The organism is Haliea sp. E1-2-M8 (assembly GCF_030649675.1).
In the GTDB taxonomy this organism is placed as follows: Bacteria; Pseudomonadota; Gammaproteobacteria; order Pseudomonadales; family Halieaceae; genus Haliea.
Genome location: NZ_JAUTDR010000007.1, coordinates 157808 through 178025, shown reverse-complemented (window position 1 = coordinate 178025; position 20218 = coordinate 157808). Strand labels below are relative to the sequence as shown.

Annotated in this window: 18 protein-coding genes; 3 read left to right on the top strand and 15 right to left on the bottom strand. The window is 58.6% G+C overall.

Features of this window, described 5'->3' with window-relative positions:
• Positions 1-470: 470 nt before the first annotated feature.
• Positions 471-833: a hypothetical protein gene (locus tag Q6D67_RS08005; protein WP_304705070.1), complete on the bottom strand. Its 363-nt coding sequence runs from the start codon at positions 831-833 to the stop codon at positions 471-473.
• Positions 834-1165: 332 nt separating this feature from the next.
• Entirely contained in the window at positions 1166-1789 is a 624-nt protein-coding gene (locus Q6D67_RS08000; RefSeq protein WP_304705069.1) for a Crp/Fnr family transcriptional regulator, read from the bottom strand.
• Positions 1790-2181: 392 nt separating this feature from the next.
• Here Q6D67_RS08000 and Q6D67_RS07995 point away from each other — a divergent pair, with 392 nt between their 5' ends.
• A complete protein-coding gene (locus tag Q6D67_RS07995) occupies positions 2182-2490 on the top strand; it encodes a hypothetical protein (RefSeq protein ID WP_304705068.1) in 309 nt (102 codons plus the stop codon).
• On the opposite strand, the gene Q6D67_RS07990 is transcribed toward Q6D67_RS07995, so the two are convergent.
• The 4 genes from Q6D67_RS07990 to Q6D67_RS07975 all read right to left on the bottom strand — a co-directional run bounded on the left by Q6D67_RS07990 (position 2465) and on the right by Q6D67_RS07975 (position 6070).
• Positions 2465-3052 carry a YeeE/YedE thiosulfate transporter family protein gene (locus tag Q6D67_RS07990; RefSeq protein ID WP_304705067.1) on the bottom strand — a complete coding sequence of 196 codons (588 nt, stop codon included), beginning with the start codon at positions 3050-3052 and terminating at the stop codon, positions 2465-2467. The genes Q6D67_RS07995 and Q6D67_RS07990 overlap by 26 nt on opposite strands.
• 7 nt (positions 3053-3059) lie before the next feature.
• Entirely contained in the window at positions 3060-3569 is a 510-nt protein-coding gene (locus Q6D67_RS07985) for a YeeE/YedE thiosulfate transporter family protein (protein WP_304705066.1), read from the bottom strand.
• Between the two features lie 8 nt (positions 3570-3577).
• Positions 3578-4963 carry a rhodanese-like domain-containing protein gene (locus Q6D67_RS07980; protein WP_304705065.1) on the bottom strand — a complete coding sequence of 462 codons (1386 nt, stop codon included), beginning with the start codon at positions 4961-4963 and terminating at the stop codon, positions 3578-3580.
• Between the two features lie 117 nt (positions 4964-5080).
• The gene (locus Q6D67_RS07975) at positions 5081-6070 is read right to left on the bottom strand and encodes a hypothetical protein (RefSeq protein WP_304705064.1); all 990 of its coding nucleotides are present in this window, start codon (positions 6068-6070) and stop codon (positions 5081-5083) included.
• Between the two features lie 290 nt (positions 6071-6360).
• On the opposite strand from Q6D67_RS07975, the gene Q6D67_RS07970 reads away from it, so the two are divergent.
• Positions 6361-8481, top strand: coding sequence for a winged helix-turn-helix domain-containing protein (locus Q6D67_RS07970; RefSeq protein ID WP_304705063.1), 2121 nt, complete (start codon positions 6361-6363; stop codon positions 8479-8481).
• Between the two features lie 72 nt (positions 8482-8553).
• Here the strand turns inward: Q6D67_RS07970 and Q6D67_RS07965 are convergent, their stop codons facing one another.
• Positions 8554-8934, bottom strand: a complete 381-nt coding sequence (locus tag Q6D67_RS07965) for a rhodanese-like domain-containing protein (protein WP_304705062.1) — start codon at positions 8932-8934, stop codon at positions 8554-8556.
• A gap of 297 nt (positions 8935-9231) precedes the next feature.
• Here Q6D67_RS07965 and Q6D67_RS07960 point away from each other — a divergent pair, with 297 nt between their 5' ends.
• Positions 9232-10179 (top strand): arsenic resistance protein, encoded by a 948-nt coding sequence (locus tag Q6D67_RS07960; protein ID WP_304705061.1) that lies wholly within the window; start codon positions 9232-9234, stop codon positions 10177-10179.
• 48 nt (positions 10180-10227) lie between these two features.
• On the opposite strand, the gene Q6D67_RS07955 is transcribed toward Q6D67_RS07960, so the two are convergent.
• From Q6D67_RS07955 to Q6D67_RS07920, 8 genes are all read right to left on the bottom strand, one after another.
• Entirely contained in the window at positions 10228-11274 is a 1047-nt protein-coding gene (locus tag Q6D67_RS07955) for a hypothetical protein (protein WP_304705060.1), read from the bottom strand.
• Positions 11275-11860: 586 nt separating this feature from the next.
• The gene (gene mdoH, locus Q6D67_RS07950) at positions 11861-14017 is read right to left on the bottom strand and encodes a glucans biosynthesis glucosyltransferase MdoH (RefSeq protein WP_304705059.1); all 2157 of its coding nucleotides are present in this window, start codon (positions 14015-14017) and stop codon (positions 11861-11863) included.
• Positions 14007-15530 carry a glucan biosynthesis protein G gene (locus Q6D67_RS07945; protein WP_304705058.1) on the bottom strand — a complete coding sequence of 508 codons (1524 nt, stop codon included), beginning with the start codon at positions 15528-15530 and terminating at the stop codon, positions 14007-14009. Before Q6D67_RS07945 ends, mdoH begins: the two co-directional genes overlap by 11 nt.
• 188 nt (positions 15531-15718) lie before the next feature.
• Positions 15719-16489 carry a Crp/Fnr family transcriptional regulator gene (locus tag Q6D67_RS07940; RefSeq protein WP_304705057.1) on the bottom strand — a complete coding sequence of 257 codons (771 nt, stop codon included), beginning with the start codon at positions 16487-16489 and terminating at the stop codon, positions 15719-15721.
• Positions 16490-16820: 331 nt separating this feature from the next.
• Entirely contained in the window at positions 16821-17018 is a 198-nt protein-coding gene (locus Q6D67_RS07935) for a CPXCG motif-containing cysteine-rich protein (RefSeq protein WP_304705056.1), read from the bottom strand.
• A gap of 48 nt (positions 17019-17066) precedes the next feature.
• Positions 17067-18092 carry a chemotaxis protein CheB gene (locus tag Q6D67_RS07930; RefSeq protein WP_304705055.1) on the bottom strand — a complete coding sequence of 342 codons (1026 nt, stop codon included), beginning with the start codon at positions 18090-18092 and terminating at the stop codon, positions 17067-17069.
• A 104-nt stretch (positions 18093-18196) separates the two neighbouring features.
• Positions 18197-18481, bottom strand: a complete 285-nt coding sequence (locus Q6D67_RS07925) for a hypothetical protein (protein ID WP_304705054.1) — start codon at positions 18479-18481, stop codon at positions 18197-18199.
• Between the two features lie 246 nt (positions 18482-18727).
• Entirely contained in the window at positions 18728-20029 is a 1302-nt protein-coding gene (locus tag Q6D67_RS07920; protein ID WP_304705053.1) for a mechanosensitive ion channel family protein, read from the bottom strand.
• Between the last annotated feature and the right edge of the window lie 189 nt (positions 20030-20218).

Sequence of the window (20218 nt, the reverse complement as noted above, 5' to 3'; positions counted from 1 at the left end):
AACAGGGTATTGGGGGTGGGGAGGGATTGCAAGGGTTTGGGGGCGTTGGCAGGAAGCCGTTTACTTGGCGCGTGCTTGACGTCCCGAAGACACACCGGATGGCAGACTCACGACACTGGTGCTATCCTCCCCCACTCAAGCGTTGGCAGTGAATCCTCCATTGAACCCGAGGCGTAAGAGTATTTGACGGTATATCTGACGGTACACGCTTTCGCATTTCGTAGTCATAAGCCATATATATCAATGACTTAGGTTTATATATCAACTCCCGCCGCCGGTCCATCCACCAATCACACAAAAAAGGCCGCCTATGGCGACCTTTTTGTGTGATCTGGGGCAGAAAGCTCAATCCGCGCCCAGAGGGCGCGGGTGGCGGCCAGGATGGCCGTCTGTCGCGAAGCGCATGGATGCGCGAGAGCGACGCTACGAGTCTCTGCATAGATCAAGCTATCACGGTCAACATGCTGACCTTACATGTCTTTCATGCCGCCATCCATCCTGCCTCCTTTAGCGTCGCCCCCCGTCTTGCCCTTTCCCATCATTCCTCCGTCCATCCTGCCCTGCATCACCTGCATGTGGTCCTGCATCATTTTTGAGTGCTCTTGCATAAGCTGTTCGCGCTCCTGCGGATTTTTCGCATCCATGATCTTGTGCAATTGCGCGTGCATGCTGAGCATGTGTTCCTGCATCTTGCCCATCTGCATTTGTGTGTCTTTGTCAGTCATGGTTGTTGCTGGCTTCTTGTCCTTGTCGGAGTTATGGGCGTCAGCCCAGGCAAGGGAGGTGGATAGCGGTAGGGTGACCATTACACCTATGAGAAGTGACTTTTTCATTTTTAAATCTCCTGTTGAAGTGATAGCAAGAGTGTTTAACCGCAGGACACATCGCGCCAGGCAGTTAACACCCCTGGTGGCGGTAGCACAAAATAGTTCTTCTAAAACCCGGCATTTCTGACCGCTTAGCCATTTATATTTTCAGACCGGTCACTTCTTTTGCCCGACGATAATCCAAACCACCCGTGTCCACGCCACTTGTATACTGAAAGCACAGATTGTTCTGTACGTTATCAAACATAGGCCTGGTCGATGAATAGACGAGGCTGCCCTTGATGGAGCGCCAACTTCGACCTCGCTCACCTGAAGGTCGCCGATCAGCGAAGTGTCGGTCAGGCCACCAGGCGGTCGGCTTCCTTCTTGACCACGGTGTAGCACTCGCAGCAGAGTGCTTCCAGCCGCGGACGGTCAAGCACGGTGATACGCCCCCGATGGTAGCGAATGATACCCAGTTTCTGCAGTCTGCCGGCCGCCTCGGTCACGCTTTCCCGGCGCACACCCAGCATGTTGGCGATCGATTCCTGGGTCATGGTCAGCTCGTTGGTCGGCAACCTGTCCAGGGACAGCAGCAGCCAGCGGCACAATTGCTGATCGATAGCGTGGTGCCGATTGCAAACGGCATTGTGGGCCACCTGGGTGATCACGGCCTGGAAGTAGCGCAGCAACAGCATGCGCACGGCGGCATCGTTTTCGAATTCGCGCTTGAGATCGGTGGTAGGCAGCCGGTAGGCCGTACCGGCACTCACGACAACGGCCCGACTGGGTGTGCTGTCCGCGCCCATAATAATCGCGATGTTGACGAGGCCCTCGTGGCCCACGACCGACACCTGGCTCGAGTGGCCGTCGAGCGTGTCCTGAGTAAGTGAGATGAGGCAGTCGGCCGGGAAATAGACGGACTTCACTTTCTCGCCAGCGGTGTCGATCTCCTTCTCCCGAGGCAGCTCGATCTGGCGCAACTGTGGAAATACCCGCTGTTTTACCTTTTGAGGCAAGCGCAAGAGCAAGTTATTTCGGTCCGGTCCATGCTTCATGGTCACCCCCCCTGACGGGAGCAAAGGACTGTGGATAGAAACACCCACCGACCAGATCCCGACTCTATTCAGGGTAGTCGGTTCCCGTCGATTAGCAATTGATGCATGTGATGCATGTCAAGCCAAAAACTTTGGATGCCGAATGTGGCAAGCATGACGGTGTCCCGACCACCAGCACCCGGCACACCACTTTTTTGCTCAGTTCGACACCGCACGGATTCGATTGCCTTAGTCCTGCAAGCTGAATGCAACCAGATCCAGTAAACAATTTCTTCAGCGAAGATTGACCGCACGAATCCAACACGGGGACCGCTGCCTTGAGAAAGACCGCATTCACCTTGGCATTGCTACCCTTGATTGCCCTTCTCTCTGCCTGCGGAGAGTATGCACGGTTGCCGGCGCAAGCCGGGACCGGCCCCAGCCCGGAACTGCCGCCGCCCAATAGCACCCTGATCCCCACCGTCAACATCGCGCCTGCGGTCGGATGGACAGACGGCGCCACTCCGACTCCGGCTGCGGACATGAAGGTGACGGCCTTTGCCGAGGGCCTGGACCACCCGCGCTGGCTGTACGTCCTGCCAAATGGCGACGTATTAGCGTTCAGGGCGTCAGGCGTTGCAGAATGAAGAGGCTTGCCACCAGCAGTGGCACGAATATCAGCAGAAATACGGGCACCCGCGTGCCGATGAGATCCGGCAGCATGATGCGGCCACGATTGCCGATGTTCTGCATGGTCGAACCGAGATAACCCGACGTCTCAGCATAAATATAACTTCCTGCCATAAGCCCCAGGATGCCGGGTATCGCATCGTAGCTCCCCTGCCCCAACGCCGCCGCCCCGGTTCCTGGGCAGTAGCCCAGTAGCCCCAGGCCAATGCCGAAGAGCAACCCGCCGGTGATATTGGCGGCATAGCGGGTGGGCTTTACGTGCAGTTTTACCAGGCCCAGCGCCTGCATCGAAAAGATGCCGACCATCCCGACCACGATGGCGCTGAGCATGACTTTGATTACCGTGAAATCCGTGAGCAGGAACTGGCCCATGAGCACTTCGTACTTCGCCACGCCACCCTTCTGCAGCAGAAACCCGAATACAATACCGAAGACAAATCCGAGGACGAGCTGCGGCATGGAATCAGGCTTGCCGGGAGCTTCCTTGTCTTCGAGTGGGGCGGTGTGCTCGGCGCTCATGGTATCCTCAAAGGCCAAAAAGGAGCATCGCGGTCACCACGGCACCCGCGAAGAAACACAGCATCGCGAGCCACGAGCTCACCGAGAGCTGCAGGGCGCCACTGATGCCGTGGCCGCTGGTGCAGCCGCCAGCAAGCCTGGCACCGTAAGCCATGATCACGCCGCCCAGGAAGGCCACACCCGCGCGCAGCCCGGCCTCCGGGCCGAACCGTTCCTGCCACAGCGGCGGAACCCAGGCCGCTGCGATCTCGCCGCCGGTATACGCGGCTATGAATGCCCCCAGGACCACGCCGAACAGCAGCATCACGCCCCACTCGATCTTCGGCGTCTTGTCCTGATAGAACTTGAGCGTCCCTGTATGGTTTTTGGCGACAAGGTTGCCGACCAGGCCCGCCAGGCGTGCGTAAGCCGTCGATATCCCCAGGGGTTTGTCAGAGAAATAAAACGTTGCCATCGACAGGACACCGATCAGTGCGCCGACGAGATAGGGTGACCATGCACCGCCTTCGTATTCCATACCCGCTCTTACGTTTTCGCCTTGTCTGATTTCTCGAGCGGCAGGTCCAGCTTTTCCCAGGCCGTAATGCCGCCGAGCATGTTATGCACCCGCTCAAAACCGTTGCGCTTGAGGATGCTCGCAGCAACCCCCGAGCGATGCCCGACGCTACAGTGCACGACAATCTCGCTATCCTTGGGCAGCTGGGGCAGGTTTTTTTCCAGATCGCCGACAAAGTGGTGAATCGCGCCCGGAATATGCTTCTCGTTCCACTCGTACTCGTCGCGAACGTCAACAATCTGGACGCGCTCCTGCTCGTTCCAGCCCGCGACTTCGTGCGCACTTGTGGTCGCGAGCGTTTCGATTGGCAGCCCCTGCTCGCGCCAGGCTTCAACGCCGCTGAGCAGGACACCTTCCACGCTGTCGATACCTATGCGCGCGAGGGACTTGACCGCCGTGTCGATGTCCTCGGGGCTGTCCACTACGAGAAAGATACGGCTGCTGCCATTTGCGACCCAGCTGCCGATAGCCGGCAGGCCATCGAGCCAGACGTTGTAGGATGACGCGATGTGCGCGCCGGCAAAGGCTTCCGGGGAGCGGGTGTCGATCACCAGCCCTTCCTGCATCCTTTGCTGAAACTCCCTCGGTTGAAGAACCCGGAACTTCGCCGGCGAGGGGAGCGGCCGGCCGGGCAACAGGTTTACCTCTTCCATATGCCGGAAATGCGGAGGGCGCGCCATTTTCTCGGCAAACTTATGGTCAGCAAACTCGCTGCGGCTCTTCTCGAAGACGGGGTTTGTTCCTTTCTCAATACCCAGCGTGGAGTCGTCGCGATCAGAAATATTGCCGCCGCATGCCGAGCCCGCACCGTGTGCAGGATAGAGCAGCGCCTGATCACCCAGCGGGGCGATTCTGGCGTGAACCGAATCGTACAGGATGCCGGCATTCTCCCGCGTTTTTTCCGGATCGGTCAGATCGGTGCGTCCGGTATCGCCCACAAACAGCGTATCGCCGGTGAAAACACCCCAGCATTTATCGCCGGCGCCCTCGACGTAGACCGCGTAAGTAACGCTCTCCGGTGTATGGCCTGGCGTCTCGAGCACGACGAAGCGCGTTGTACCCACTTCCAGCTCCTCGCCGTCCTTCAGCTTGATATCCGTGTCTCCGAAGAGCTCATGACAGCCGCTGACGATTTTGGCTCCTGTCATCTCTGCGAGAGTGGCGGACCCGAATTCGAAATCTTCCTGCCGATGCGTCTCCAGGATGTATACGATCGTCAGATTGTTCTCCCGGGTAAGATCCAGATATTCATCCACGTCCCGCCGGGGATCTATAACGACCGCAAGGCCTTCTCCGCAGCCCACAACGTAGGAGTTGTGGCCCAGACCGGGCGTCTTCAAGCGCTGAAAGAACATGGCACTTCTCCAGTGGCAGCCCCATGACGGTGCCCTCCGTCAATCGGCTGTGCGTGCCGAGTATCACGCTGCTGGCAAATATCTTCTGTGCGCTACCGCCCGGTGCGGTACCTTCCGCTATGGCTGCTGCACACCCGTGATGTTCACCCTGGTGAGCCAGTATTCGGTATCGGGGCCGGGGAAAGTCGAGTAGCGGGCATTGTTGACGTAAAGGGAGTTGCCGTGCATCGCGCCGCTCGCCACGCCGTCCATATCCGGGTCAATAATGACCCCCACCCGGGTTCCTGTGAACATATCCTTGTCCAGGGCAACAACCTGGATCCAGTCCGACCCGGAGCCATCGCCGAAGGGAGTCAGGATATACAGCAGCCCCTTGTGCGCCACAATGCCGTCGATAAATCCGACCAGCGGCGGCTCCACGATAATCCTGTCGGAGTGCCCAGTGAGAGGGTCCACGCGGTAGATTTGTGCAGTGGTCGAATCCCCAATGATCAGAGCATCGCCGTTTGGCGTCGCCACTATACCGTTGGCGGTCGCGGGGCTGGCCAGGGGGTCATCGTCATTGTCGCCAATGAGCGGAATCGGCAAAATAGCATTGTCATCGGGCAATCGACCATTCCTGGACAGAGGAAGCCGGTAGAGAAACGGTCCGGTGAAGTCTGTGAAATAGACGGCCTCCCGGGTGATCGCCAGGTCATTGATTACTGTCCCGAAGGGCGCCAGCGTGTAGTTCCTGAGCTCTTCGCCAGTCTCGGCGTCATAAACCAGGGCATTGCCGATTAGGCACCCCGCCACGAACAGGTAGTTGCTGCGTGGATCGACGCGCATCCCGAGCTTGTAGCAATCGGTGAAGATGTTGAAGTTTTCCGGGTCTGTCGCTGCAACCAGGACCTCGCCCTCCCCGCTGCGCAGGTCAACCTTGTAGATCGACCCATCTACCGAGCTATTATAGGCCGTCGTCCCCCGGCCGATCGTAAAACCTTCGGGAGGCGCACCCGTGAGGGCTGGAACGATCTTCGGAAAGGCTTTATCCCCAGCATGGACGGCCTGGGCGGAAAGCGTACATACAGTGAGCGCGATCGTTGCAAATGTGAGTTTTCCGTTCATGTCATGCTTCCTTGGGATCCTCGGATCCCAGTAGTGTGGAGTGGCTCCAGCCCGCCAGCGGCGGTTGCACCGCGGCCGTGCATTCGGGGAGGTTTGATCTCTGGCCCGCGTGGCGACATCAGGTTAAAGTGTCGGTAGTGGCATAGGCGCTTGCCTGAGGAAACGCTGATGTCTTGCCGATGCAACGCTGATATTTTTTAAGGAACTGAATTTCCTATGAATATTCAGTCCTTTGGTGTGTGCTGGAGCACGCCACTTACAGCCTGCCCAGCTTCGGATCCGGGCGCAGCATGAACGCTACGGAGGCTCCGGGCGCCACGTCCCAGGCATTCGGCCATTGGCGTTTTGATGCCAGCACGGGTGATCTATCCGATGGGACCACTACCCAGCGGCTTGAGCCGCAGGTAGCCAAGCTACTGGATTACTTTCTGGCTCATCAGGAAAAGCTGATTTCCCGGGATGATCTGTTGGGCGCGGTGTGGGGCGAACGAATCGTGTCCGACGACGCCATCAACCGCTGCATTTCCATCCTGCGCCAAAAGCTGACACCGGACGACAGGAACGCCTATATCGAGACCGTCGTGCGGCGGGGATTTATTAGCCACTTCCCGCCGCCTCTGGAGGACGAAGCTCCAGCTCAGCGGCCCCAACGCCGCGAGAGAATCTGGCTGCGCGTTGGGCTCCTCGCCGGCCTGGTAGCGCTGGTTATCTTCGGTGCAATAAGGATGTTCGAAGGTTCTTTCCCGGCTGCAGGCAACGTGTCTGCATCCGCCACCCCCATAGTCGCAGTGCTGCCTTTCAGTTCCGCCGGATTGAAGGACGATGGCGAATTCTTCGCCAATGGGGTGCACGATGACCTGCTCACCCAGCTGGCGCAACTCGAGTCGATCCATGTCATCTCACGCACTTCGGTATCCGAGTACCGCAACAGCGAACGCAACATCCGGGAAATCGGCCGTGAACTGGGGGCGAACGCAATCCTGGAGGGTAGCGTTCAACGTGTCGGCGACCAGATCCGTATCAATGTGCAGCTGATCGATGCGCTTTCCGATGGTCACCTCTGGGCCCAGCAGTATGATCGGGAACTGACCCCGACCAACATCTTCGCCATTCAGGCGGAAATTGCCCGCTCGGTGGCAGCGGCCTTGAACTCCACCCTGACCCGGCAGGACGTGGCGGGACTGAACGTGCTCCCAACCGACAATATGGCTGCCTATCGCGCCTACCATGAGGCGGTGGAGCTCAGGGAAACCCAGGTGATCAGCAGTCCAGCGTATATCGCCGCCATGGAAAGGGCTGTTGAACTGGACCCGGGATTTGTGCGGGCCTGGGCTGAGCTGGCTGGCTCGCTAAGCTTTCTGAACTTCCGTCGACCAGATCCCGATTCGATCCTGCGTCTGGAGCAAATATTGGAGCAAATACGCGCGCTGGCGCCCAAGTCCTCCGAATACCTGATCGCACAGGCCTATTACACATACTACATCCTGAAGGACAACGACCGCGCCTACGAACTGATAAGCCGGGCCCGGGCGTTGCGGCCTAGCGATGTCCAGGTACTGGACCTGCAGTCCTGGATACAGCGCCGCCAGGGTGACTACGACGGCATGCTCGAGTCGATCAGGCAAGGGCAGAGCCTGGACCCCAGGAGCCACTATTGGGCCCTCAGGCTGCCCAGCAATCTGATAATCCTTCACCGCTATGATGAGGCCATCGAGGTGCTCGAGAATACCAGCCTCGAAAGCTTGGGGTTGGCGGCTTTGCGGAGCACGATGCGGGTGCGCGAGCACCGCGAACCGGGCCGTATGCTGGGGGCACTGAAAGCGCTGGAACAGGAATACGGCGAGACGGTAGTTCCGCTTCGGATGTGGGAGGCGCATATCGCCGCCAGGGATTACCAGGGCGCGCTCGCGCTTTTGGACGGCTATCAGGAGGCGGGGCGATCCACCAGGGACTGGACTTTTACCGGCCTCCCCGATGTCAACCTGGCCCGCATCATCACCCACCGGCTGCAGGGCGGCAGCGATTCCATGTCCCCCTCGCTGCCGGAGGCGCGGGCGCGCGTGGAAGGGGAACGGGATGCCGGCAAATTCAACTTTGCCCCCAACTACAATCTGGCCATGGCCATGATCGCGTCGGCCGAAGGAAACACCGAGGAAACCGAACATCTGGTGCGAACCTGGCTGCGCGAAGCCACTCAGGACTTGGCAGAACTGGCCAACCAGCGCAATTACGCGTGCCGGACGCTGGCCATGGCCGAGGCCGCCGTCACCGCCACACTTGAATGCCTGCGCTCAGCCCTTGAAGAACCGAGCCGGGTTATGCCGTTTATCGAGCCCTATCTGCCCTATTACGATTCCATTCGAGAGGATACCCGGTTCATCGAATTCTTCGCTGACCGCAACAGCGCTTGAGCCCACGCCCCTTCCTGAATATCCACCAGAACCAACTATTGCATGGTTGCCAGGTGACTGATGAGGCAAGGACTAATCGAACTCCGGCAATTGCGGGTTCACGACCGGGCGCCCTGCAGCCTGCCAGGCGTCAATGCCGCCAGCGACGATCTGTACATGGGCATAGCCCATGGTTTTCATCGCCGCGGCAGCGAGCGCCGAGCGTCCACTGTTCTTGCAATACAGCACCGTTTTTAGACTGCGGTCTTCAAAATTTGGATCATTGGTCAGCTTGAACTCCAGAATGCCCCGGGGAATATTGATCGCACCAGGCAGATGGCCAGCGTGAAATTCATCGGCCTCGCGAACATCGATCAACAGATCCGCCTGCTTGATTGCCTCATCGCAGTTCTCAAGGCCGGTTTCGCGAATGTGTGATTTGGCTTCCTGAACCAGGTCGTGCACGGTTTTCATACGCTGTTCTCCAATGCGTTGCCAAGAGAGCAGCCCCGGCGTGTCCGGGGACTGCCTGTGGCGGGTCCACTGTCGGGCCCTGACCTCATAGTTCCTTGGTGCAGAATATCACGATATATAACTATAGGTTTTATGTATATAACTATAAACTCACTTCCATATTCCATAAAACTAAACTTCGCTAACCTTGATAAACGGGCTCTCTCCACCGGACAGCGACGTTACTATTCGCAGCAGAACGGAACTGAAACCCACCACGACACGGACATACAGTTTAGTTTGCATCTAATGGACCGAATGACCCTTGAACGCCGCCAGGTGTGGATCTATCTAGCCGCCATTGTCGGCGGCCTTTTACTGGGCACACTTGCACCGGAGGTTGGGCCAAACTTCGAAGTATTGCTGTGGCCGGTTCTGGCAACCCTGCTCTATACCACGTTCGTCCAGGTGCCGCTGCTGCACGTGCGTGACGCCTTTCGGGACAGGCGTTTTCTGCTTGCAGTTGTGCTGGGAAACTTCCTCCTGCTGCCGGTGGTGGTGTGGCTCATGTTGCAGTGGCTGCCCGCCGAGCCGGCCCTGCGGCTTGGGGTACTGCTGGTCTTGCTGGTGCCATGCACGGACTGGTTTATCACCTTCAGCCAGCTCGGGCGAGGTAACACAGCGCGGGCTATTGCAGTCACCCCGCTCAACCTGTTGCTGCAGTTGCTGCTCTTGCCAGTCTACCTCTGGCTGATGCTGCCGGTGACCGATTTCAGCGAGGCACTGCGGCCGGAAAGTATGCTGCCCGCGGCCCTGACCCTGATCGGGTTGCCATTGCTGGCCGCCGCCCTGACCGAACGCTGGGTCGAGACGCAACCGGAACGCGCTGTCTGGCGAGAGAGGCTCGGCTGGTGGCCCGTGCCTTTGCTGGCACTGGTGGTGTTCCTGATCGCCGGGGCGCAGGTCGGTACCGTGCTCAAGGCTGGGCCAATATTGCTGAGGGTGCTGCCAGTGTTTGTCAGCTTTCTACTCGTAGCGGCGCTGCTGGCGCGCGGGCTCACACACTGGCTGCAACTACCGATGGATGTCGGGCGGACGCTGGCATTCAGCTTCGGTACCCGCAACTCCTTTGTCGTCTTGCCTTTCGCGCTGGCCTTGCCCGTAGGCTGGGAAGCCACCGTGGTGGTGGTGGTGTTTCAGTCATTGGTGGAGTTATTCGGGATGGCATTCTATCTCTGGTGGCTGCCGCGACGCCTGTTCCGCTAGTTTTTGGAACAGGCTCGCTCCACTCCGATCACATGGCCACCTGTACATTCAGGTCAAGTCACGGTTTCGTGGGTGTGCATTGTTGTTGTCCTCGTGAACCACCGTCACCCGGTTGGCACCTACATTTGCGCCGCCTGCTGCGGCGACAGCGCCGAGCAGCAGCGCGAAGAAAGTCCACCATGCTGCTTTGGCGACACCCTCAGCGGCTTGCTCGCCCCATTCGCGGGCCTTCTCCTCGGTCTCGGCTTTGACCTCATCCCACTCCTCGCGAGCACGCTGGTAAACCTGTTGATACTCCTGTTCCCAGTTCTCAACCGTTTCCGCGGCTTCCTGTCGGCTCTGACCGGTACGCTCTGAGACGATGTTCACCAGCGCTTCGCGATCGACTGCACGCAGGGTCTCGCGACCTTCGCGCTGGATCTTGTCGAATAATGCTTCAAGTTCCTTGTCGACACGCTGCGGATCCTGGCCGGCACGGCTGGCGGCGGCGCGGATGTCCTGCTGCATTTCCTCAGATTCTTCCTCGAGGCGGTCAGGTTGAAGCTCCGGGCGCCCGGTATCGCGCAGCAGCTGCCGCGCTTTCTCGCGCCACTCGCTCAGATCAAGATCGAAGTCGGCCTCGTCAGTGCCGCGCTGCACGGCGTCGGCCGCCTGCGGTGCCACCTTCGACACCGCATCGCCAACCATTGAGGCTCCACCGCCGATCATGTTGGCGGCGCCGCCGATCAGCCCGCCAACGCCACTGCCAATCGTCAGAAACAGAAACAACGTGGCGAGGCCCCATACAGTCACTCCGTGCAGGGTACGAGCGCGGCGATTTTGCACAGTAGTCAGTGCGCCGGCAGCGTAGCCACCGGCGAACAGCGATATCATCGAACTGATAACCCAGTAGATACCAGCACCCATGCCGATGCCATCCACCGGATTGGCCTCCTGCATGGGATCAATGACACTGGCGCCGATCGCGAGGCCGAGTATGCCCAGCAGCAGCTGAACCACCATGGTGATCACAACGCCTATGAATATTGCACCCCATGAAGCGCGTCTGACCGCCGGAAGAATAGAGGCGCTGAACTCTGAGTAAGTTACAGCCATTGCAGTTTCTCCTTATGCAATTTGCGAATCGATACCAACATGATTAGAGCTGCCGACCAGCTGACTTCTTGGAGTACAAGCCTGCCCGCACCTACGCTGCCGTACCGTACGGTGTCGAACATATTGGAAATATTAATCCCTCAGGGCGCTCGCCGCTCTCAAGCGAAACACCGTGGCTGCGGATCAACTTGGGGCCCTCGAGCAGCAATAGAAGCCCACCAGAGTCAACCCAGGCCTGATGCCACACCTTGCGCGAGGCGTCGTAATACTTGTCTGCGAATTCAGATCAGGATGGCGTGGCCGAGCCGCCCGCTAGGCCTGCTCGGCTTTTGCTTGGAAAGCTTCATGGAAAAACACTTCTCCTTGCGGAGTCTTTCCGTCGCAGGAAAGAACAAAGAAGACTTCTGGGGGAACTCCTTCAATGAACAGTCCTGCAACATTCTCAAATCCAGAGTAAGGGCGTTTGCTGCTCTTAGTGCGTCTACAACAAACTGTTCCGTGTGACTGCTGATTTCCATTGTTGCAAAAGCAGCAGCAGTCACAGCCGAGATTGTGTGGTAATCATTCGGACTCCCGTCTCTGATAATCAGGCTCTGCCTTGACTTATCCTCTTCAGCGCCTGCAACCGTTCCAGTCCCCCAGGTTGGCTCAGCAGCGCGAGAGTCTCCGCTGGCTCCAGCCGGTGAAGCAGCTCTTCCACGCTGGTAGCATGCTCGGCTTTCCAGGCCGCTGTCACCGCCGCAGCGTTGAAGTCTGCAAGTAGGGGCTTCGTCGAGGCGGGGGCCAGTTGCGCGCGATGCCAGGCAAGCAGCTCCGGGTTTCCGAGCAACAGACTCAGCGCATCCCTGTCGTCGGTACCGGCCAGATGCTCCAGTTCAATGTGCATTCGCGCCAGCACGGGCGCGGGCCGCTTTTCCTCCGGTGCCCGCAGCAGTCCGAGCAGGGTAAACAGGCGGCCGCGGCGGCCGCCTCCGCTGACCCAGCTCAGCGGAACGGCCAGCATAAGCCCCAGGGTAATGGGCAGTAACCAGTAGAACAGTGGCTCACTCATTTCCCAGGCGAGCAGTGCCAGCGCAGCGCCGAACAGCATGTGCCCGCGATGGGCGCGAAAGGCCGTTCCCCAGTCCAGCGCACCATCGTCGCGCCGCTGAGGCTCCCAGCCGCTGTCGTGCCCCAGCAGTACGGCCCAGATCACATGGAACTGGGCGACCATCAGAATCGGTGCATAAAGCGCCGACAGCAGCGCTTCAAACACGGTACTCAGGGTCAGCAGAATGGGGCCGCCAAAGCGCAGGCACAGGGGGATGTTGACCAGGGCTGCGAACCAGCCAAAGATCTTGGGGGCCAGAACAACGCCCATGGAAATCACAAACAGTTTCAGGGCGCGCTCGGAATCGAACACCGGCCAGGTGGGGAACAGCGAGGGCTCGGCAAAATATTCCGGCCGTACCAGGTTGGCCTGCACGGCGATGGTCAGGCCTACCACGACCAGTAGCAGCCACAATGCGGCGCTGACATAAGCCATGATGCCGGTGAACAGGTGCAGCCGCGAGGGCAGCGTGAGGCCGCGGGCGAACAGCAGGCGACTGTGCTGCAGATTGCCCTGACACCAGCGGCGATCGCGAATCAGTACGTCCACCAGGGAGGGAGGAGCTTCTTCCCAGCTCTGTTCGAGATCGACGTCGAAACGGACTCCCCAGCCCGCACGACGCAGCAGTGCCGCCTCGATGAAGTCATGGCTCAGCACCGCCCCGCCGAAGGGCGGTCGACCGCGCAACAGCGGCAGCGAGCAGGACTCGGCAAACGCGCGGCTGCGGATAATTGCATTGTGGCCCCAAAAATTGGATGACAGGCCGTGCCAGGCGGCCAGACCGCGGGCGTAGATCGGCCCGTAACACTGGTTGGCGAATTGCTGGGCACGCCCATAGAGGCTTTTGGCGTGGACAATGCGCGGCAGGGTCTGGATCAGGCCGACCCCGGGGGCCGCGGCCATTCTGCGGGTCAGCCGGATCAGGGTATCTGCACTGATGATACTATCGGCGTCGAGGATGATCATGGCTTCGTACCCGCCACCCCAGCGCTGGACCCAATCGGCGATATTGCCGGCCTTGCGCTCGCTGTTGTTGGCCCGGTGCCGGTAGAACACGGGGCAGCATTCGTCAGCTTCAAGGATGACCTCGCGGAACACCGCCTGTTCCGCAATCCAGGCATCGGCCTGGTTGCTGTCACTGAGAATGAAAAAGACGAACTTGCCGGGCTCGCGGGCGGTCAGCTCGCTGCGCATCGACTTAATGGCCGCAGCAATACTCTGCGGCGACTCGTTGTACACCGGCAGCAGGATCGCGGTCTGGAACGGAATCCCGCCGCTGTGTTCGGGAATTTTCAACAGGCGCGGGGACAGGCTGAGGACAAAGCCCAGCGTGGCCTGGGCGAAGGCAAGGGAGATCCAGGTGAAATTGACGCCAAAAAGAACCAGGAAGACCCACTGCAGCGCGGTGATCGAGGTAGTGCTGAGCACGCCATACATTTCGAGGCTACCGTAAGCCGCCAACGCCAGAGTCACGCCGCTGACATACAGCCGCGCCAGCAGAGTCTTCAGGCTGGCGCCCAGCGAAACACGCGCACGCAGGGGCTGACGCCTTTCATGCAGGGCCCGGCGCGGCATCGGTAACGGCTGCTCCGGCGGCAAGGCCAGAGAGGGCTGCTGTGTCGGCAGGCTGGCAATGGCAGGTTCAGTATTCATTGAGCCAGCGATAAAGCCAGGTTTCAGCCACCGATTGGTCGCCCCGCTTGAGGTCGACACGCATTTCCGCTCCCGGTTGGTCGTCATTGTCCAGGCTCAGGAACACGCGGGCGCCGTTGATTGCCCGGTGGGGCTGGATCCGCGCTTCCACCAGGCGCCCCGGATTGATCGCCGCGTGGACCTCAATACCCTCCAGGTCGCTGGCCGCCAGTTCACTGTAGTCAATCATCACCTCGTGGTGGTCACTGCCCAGCTTTTGACCGCCCGCACTGCGTACAACACGCGCGATGCCGTCGTTGCCCGGCGCGTCTCCCGGCCAGCTCAGGCGATAGGCGTACTCGAACGCCTGGCCCCGCTTCAGGCCCTGTTCCGGACGCCAGTACGCCACGATGTTGTCATTGCCCTCGGAGTCAGAGGGAATTTCCACCAGCTGCACATGCCCCTTGCCCCAGCCGCCCAATGGCTGCACCCAGGCCGAGGGACGACGATCGTAGCGGGCCTCCAGGTCCTGAAAGTAAGCAAACTCGCGCTGGCGCTGGATCAGGCCGAAGCCCGCGGGGTTTTCGTCGACGAAGGCGCTGACCTGCAGGTCGCGCGGGTTGGCCAGCGATCGCCAGATCCGCTCGCCATTGCTTCGCAGGATCGCCAGGCCTTCCGAATCGTGGACGGCGGGCCTGTAATCGGGCAGCTCGGCGTGGTCCAGCGGACCATGCATGAACATCGAAGTGAGCGGCGCCAGCCCTACGTGCTCGATGTCTTCACGAGGAAACAAGGTGACCTCGACATCCATGCGCAGCGGGGCGCCCGGATAAATACCAAACCGGTAGGCGCCCGTCACGCGCTTGCTGTCCAGCAGGGCGTGCACCACCATGGAATCGTGGTCGCTCGAGGGGCGCTCAACCCAGAACTGGCGGAAAATCGGATGTTCCTCGCCCCGGGGACCGGCAACGTCGATCGCCAGACCACGGGCCGACAGACCGTACACCTGCCCCCTGGACACACCGCGGAAATAGCTGGCGCCCTGGAACACCAGGAACTCTTCCGCGTAGTTTGATATGTTCAGTGGATAATGCAGGCGCATACCGCCGTATTTGTCGATCTCGGCCAGCATGCCAGCCAGAGCTGGGTCGGGTACCTGGAAAGAGTTTTCTGCTATGGTCAGTGGGCGGCTTTTGCCATTCTCGACGATGTCGATATCCACCAAGTCACGGTACAGATAACCCGGGGCGAACAACTGGATGGAAAACCGTGTCGGTGAGCCGCCCCAGACGGCGGCGTCCTCTAGATAATTGATCTTGCGGTATTCGGAATAATCCAGGCTGGCCAAAATTTCAGGCGCCTGCCCAGGCGGCTCGAAAGGGTGCTGCGCCATACTGCGCGCTCGTTCGATCACCGTGTTCCTGGAGAATTCCTCACCATCGCCCGCCGACTGGGCCACTGCAGCGCCGCAGCCCGCCGCCGCGCAACACAGGAACAGGGCCGGGGCCAGAAGTCGTCTGCGGATGCTTGGCATAGTCTCAAATTCGAAAGATAGTATGGCCAGAGTCTTTTTGTACGGTGTGCTACATAAGTCTGGAAGGCAAAAAGCTACATTGAGAAATCTAGATTATCGCCGCCAAAAATGCCAGTGAGCCACATGACAGTCAGCTGGATCCGCCATGAAGCCGTCAACCCCTTCTTGTTCTGCCCCTCGATTTTCGCCTACTGCTTTTCGAGTTTCGCAGTAGGGATGGAGTCTGTATTCGCAATCACCTGCCGTTGCGGCAGGTAATCAAGGAGTAGATCTGTTTCCTTTCTGACCACGCTGTAGCACTCGCAACTCAGCTTTTCAAGCTTCGGCCGGTCAATGACCTTGATTGATCCGCGTGCATAGGAAATCACGCCCTGCTGCTGCAACTTCAACGCGGCCCGGGTCACGCCTTCGCGGCGAACGCCGAGCATATTGCCGATGAATTCCTGTGTCATCGTCAAGTGGTTGTCTGTCAGGCGATCCATCGAAAGCAGGAGCCAGCGGCAGAGCTGCTGGACGATCGAATGATGCCGATTGCACACTGCAGTCTGCGAGACCTGCGTGATCAAAGCTTGCGTGTAGCGCAGCATAAGCATCAACAGCTGGCCATGGCGGTTGAACTCCTCTTTCACCCGTCGCCTCGGGAGTCGATATGCGTAACCGGCGCTCTGTACCAGCGATCGGCTAGGGGTGCTCTCGCCGCCCATAAACAAAGTAATGCCCAGCAACCCCTCGTTGCCCACAACCGAGAGCGCGGTCGATGTTCCGTTTTGCATTAAATATTGCAGCGAGACTATTGAGTCGGTTGGAAAGTAAACGTGACCCATGCGGCGTCCGGATTCGTAGAGGAGCGCCCGCAAGGGCAGCGGCACCAGTTCCAGATGCGGAAACAAACGGATTTGAACGTCAGGCGACAAGGCCGCCAGAAGGTGATTCTGCTGTGGCTGGGGTATGGCAGACATTGCGACGCTCTTGAGGTTGACAGTAGATCCATGTCGGCAACATCTAGCTGGTAGAGGCAGCATCGCCAAGCATAACCTATTGATATACATAGAAGTATATTCAGAAACACTGGCCAGCTTTGCAGCTTTGCCTGTACCAAATCGAGGATTGCAACAGATTTCTGGAGATCGCTGGCCCGCAACCGCCAGAGCTTACTTTCTGTCCCCCGCGGAAACACCACAGTTAACCACAGATTTCTTGTTTTGGCTCATGAAAACTCGCATGAATTCCACTGCGAGCTGCACCTCGCGCTGACCCTCGTTCAGCAACTGCTCTATCTTGAGTGCCTGGCTAATAGGCGTCGTTTTCGTCGCGAACCGTTACCGACAGATTTCCCAATGCGTCCACAGTCACATCGAATATGATTGGCCTGCAGCAGACCTGACAATCCTCAATATACTGGTGCCCCGCCTCCTGATGGTCTATGAGCACCTCGATGGCCTCTCCGCAGTATGGGCAACCGACAATCTGTTCCTTTAGGGACTCCATCGTCTCCTGGTTAACTCCGTGACAGGGCGTGTAGTGTAGCTTGCCAGCTCAGGATAAAGCTTCATCACCCGTTGGCTCTGTGCGCTCCCCAACGCGGGCAGTCGCCTTCAACATGGAGCGAATACGGTCAATATGTACTTGAGAATCCTTGGCCCGCTGGGAGATTGATGAGAAATGGGCTTTGCTTTCCTTTTTACTCATGGTTACGAGCAGATTTTGCCGCTCCTCGAACATTCTCAGCGCAACCCAGAGAGTTTCTTCAATCTTTACAGTTTGTTGAGCAAGCAACACCGACGACGTAAATGCATGGCCGGTATGACACCGGTACCTGAACATTTTTCCCTCAGCTATCTGCCATAACACCCCTCCACAATCCGGACAATTATAAGGCACCTGATCGCCAAGCGCCTCGACTGCGGGCAAATCGCTCAAAACTCTCTGTGCAATTTTTGCCTCGATCACTATGTCGTCCGGCGCCTGCTTCCTGGCCGGCAGTTTTCGACTTACCAGGTCTGACAGCAGCGCACCCATCTGGGCTACCGGCAAACAATAATCAGCTCCAACATTCGCGATTACCGATTGCGGCATGTCGGGATAAGCAGCATCCTCGGGATCCTGGGCAATGCAGACTCCTCCACACCTTTTTATGGCCAGCATGCCGCTGGTGCCATCATCCAGGTACCCTGTAAGGATGATGCCTATTACCCGATTGCCATAGGCTACGGCTGCGGAACGAAACAAGGGATCAATAGCTGGCCGTGAACGGTTTTCCCGGGCGCCTTTGGTGACGAGGATCTTGCCTTTCACAATGAGCATATGTTGGTCGGGAGGGGCCAGATAAATATGGCCGCTCTCGAATACCTGTTCATCATGCGCATGTGTGCAGGCAAGACTGCCGGCATCGTTCAAAACTTTGACAAGCGCTTCGCCGCTGTTATCAGCGCTCATGTGGTTGACTACGAAAACGGGCGCCGGGAAATCCTTCGGGAATTGCGCTGCCAGTGCCGTCAATGCTGCCATGCCACCGGCTGACGCTCCAATAACAATGAGCATCTGATTTCTGATTTGATTCATAACTACCTCGGTCGATAGGAACTCATACGCTCTTCGTCAACCTGCGCGGATTCGGTGATCTTTGCCCGGAAATTATACATTTCACCAGTTACCTCGTCGTGCTCCTATTCGCCAGAATTTTCCACCAGCTCAGCACGAAACCGGGGCAGGCACTCCGGAAACGACTGCTGAATGAAAAAGATCATGCGCTCACGCACATAACACCTCAGGTTCCAAAGCCTGGTTGAATTCCTGGCACTCATCAGGAAGCGAATCTGCATCGCCTTTTCACCGGCTTCCACGACCTGAACCGTCGCAGTAACGCCATCCCAGTCGGAGCACGCCCCGAGCAGGCGCGCGTACTCTTCACGTAACGGCTCCACCGGAATGCCGTAGTCTACCCAGATCATGGCACTCCCCATCAGCTCCGCACTATTTCTGGACCAATTCTCAAACGGGTCTGTGTTTCAATCCTGCGAGCACGCTTCCATTCATCTTCCAGAGCAGGATTCAGCTTGACGATGACGTCGCCAATGGCAGACGTGAACCCGACGGCCACCCAGGTCTAAAACCGGCAAGCACGGCGAGAAGTGCTATCCCGGCAGCGTCTGCCCACTCAATCATCTGTTGCATCTATCCTCCCGCCAATCCGCGCTTCAATTGGTATCCGCAGACGACGATGTAGTTAAAAGATTCTCTCCGGGCGTCCAGGAACTGAGTGCCTGTTTTTTTATTTCCTCGGCTTCGCTTTCCAGGCCGGCTTCCGCCTTGGTCGCGACTGTTTCGGGCTCGGCGGTCGACTTGGCCTGCACCGGCCCGGCTGGCTCCGAAGCACTTTGATCTTCCATCATGCGTACAGGCACCCCGGCAGGGAAGGTGACTTCCCGGGCCTCGTCCGGCAGCGAGATCTCCGCGTCCTGGAAGGCCCGTTTGATGAATCGAATAACTGAAGACTTCACTTTCGCCCAGCTGAGCTGGCCGCCATCGAGCCAGAAATAAATCCGCAGGTTGACCGTTGACGGCCCAAGGTTCTCCACGAGCACCAAGGGCTCGGGCTCTTGCAACACGGCGGGGTGCTCGGCGAGCACCTTCAAGGCCACTTCCTGGGCAAAGGAAATGGAATCGTCATAGCCGATACCCACAATGAAATCCTCGCGGCGATTGGGATTGCTCGTGAAGTTGCGCAGCGTGCTTTTGAAGACAGTCGAATTGGGGACTTGTACCTGATTGCCGTCGAGTGTCATTAGAACAGTCGTCCGCGCCGTCAGCCGCTGAACGTAGCCCGTGACGCTCGCCACCTCTACCAGATCGCCCTCGCGAAACGGCTGCTGCAAACTCAGAAAGAGACTCGCGAGAAAATTCTCGGTGATGTCGCGGAAGGCGATGCCCAGCACCAAACCAATAAGGCCTGTACCGCCCACCAGAGTGAGCGCGAGTTGCGTGAGCCCGGCGATACGCAGCACCAGGTACAGGCCCAACAGCATCACTAGGATCCCGCCAGCCCGGGCCATTACCTCGCGCAAAAGCTGACTACCGGATCGGGTCAGAAGCCTGCGACGCAGCAAGAGCACCATAAATTTGGCGGAGAACCATGAAACAGTGATAATGACCACCGCCACCACGATCAAGGGCAGCAATCGAATAGATCCGCGCGCCAGCTCATTGAGTACCTGAAGCGTTGGATCGAAATTCCAAACTGTACCGCGGGCAACTGTGATTTGATTGACGACTGCAACCACACCCTCCGTATTCTTCGCTAAATCTCTGGCCCATTGCCTGGATTCATCGCTTTCCGTTGTCCCTTTCAGGTAAACGATCCCGTCCTCGACCGTCACCTGGGGCTCACCAAACCAGCCTGTCGTATTCAGAATATCTGTAAGTCGCTGCTCGATGTCGTCGTCCTTGGCGACGGGCTGGATTTCCACTTTACCTGGAGACTCGGGCTTGCCTTCCGACACTCTCGCCGGCGTCGGCTTATCGTCGCCATCGCCTGACTGCTGGGCAGCGACTGTGTTGAACGTAAAGACGGCGCAGCACACGAACGTGGCGCAGATGAGTCGGGCCGTTTGAGACCAGGCCAGGCTCCGGATTCCAATCAGGTACTGTCCTCGATGTCCAGGAACTCCTCCGTGATCGATTGGTGAGCC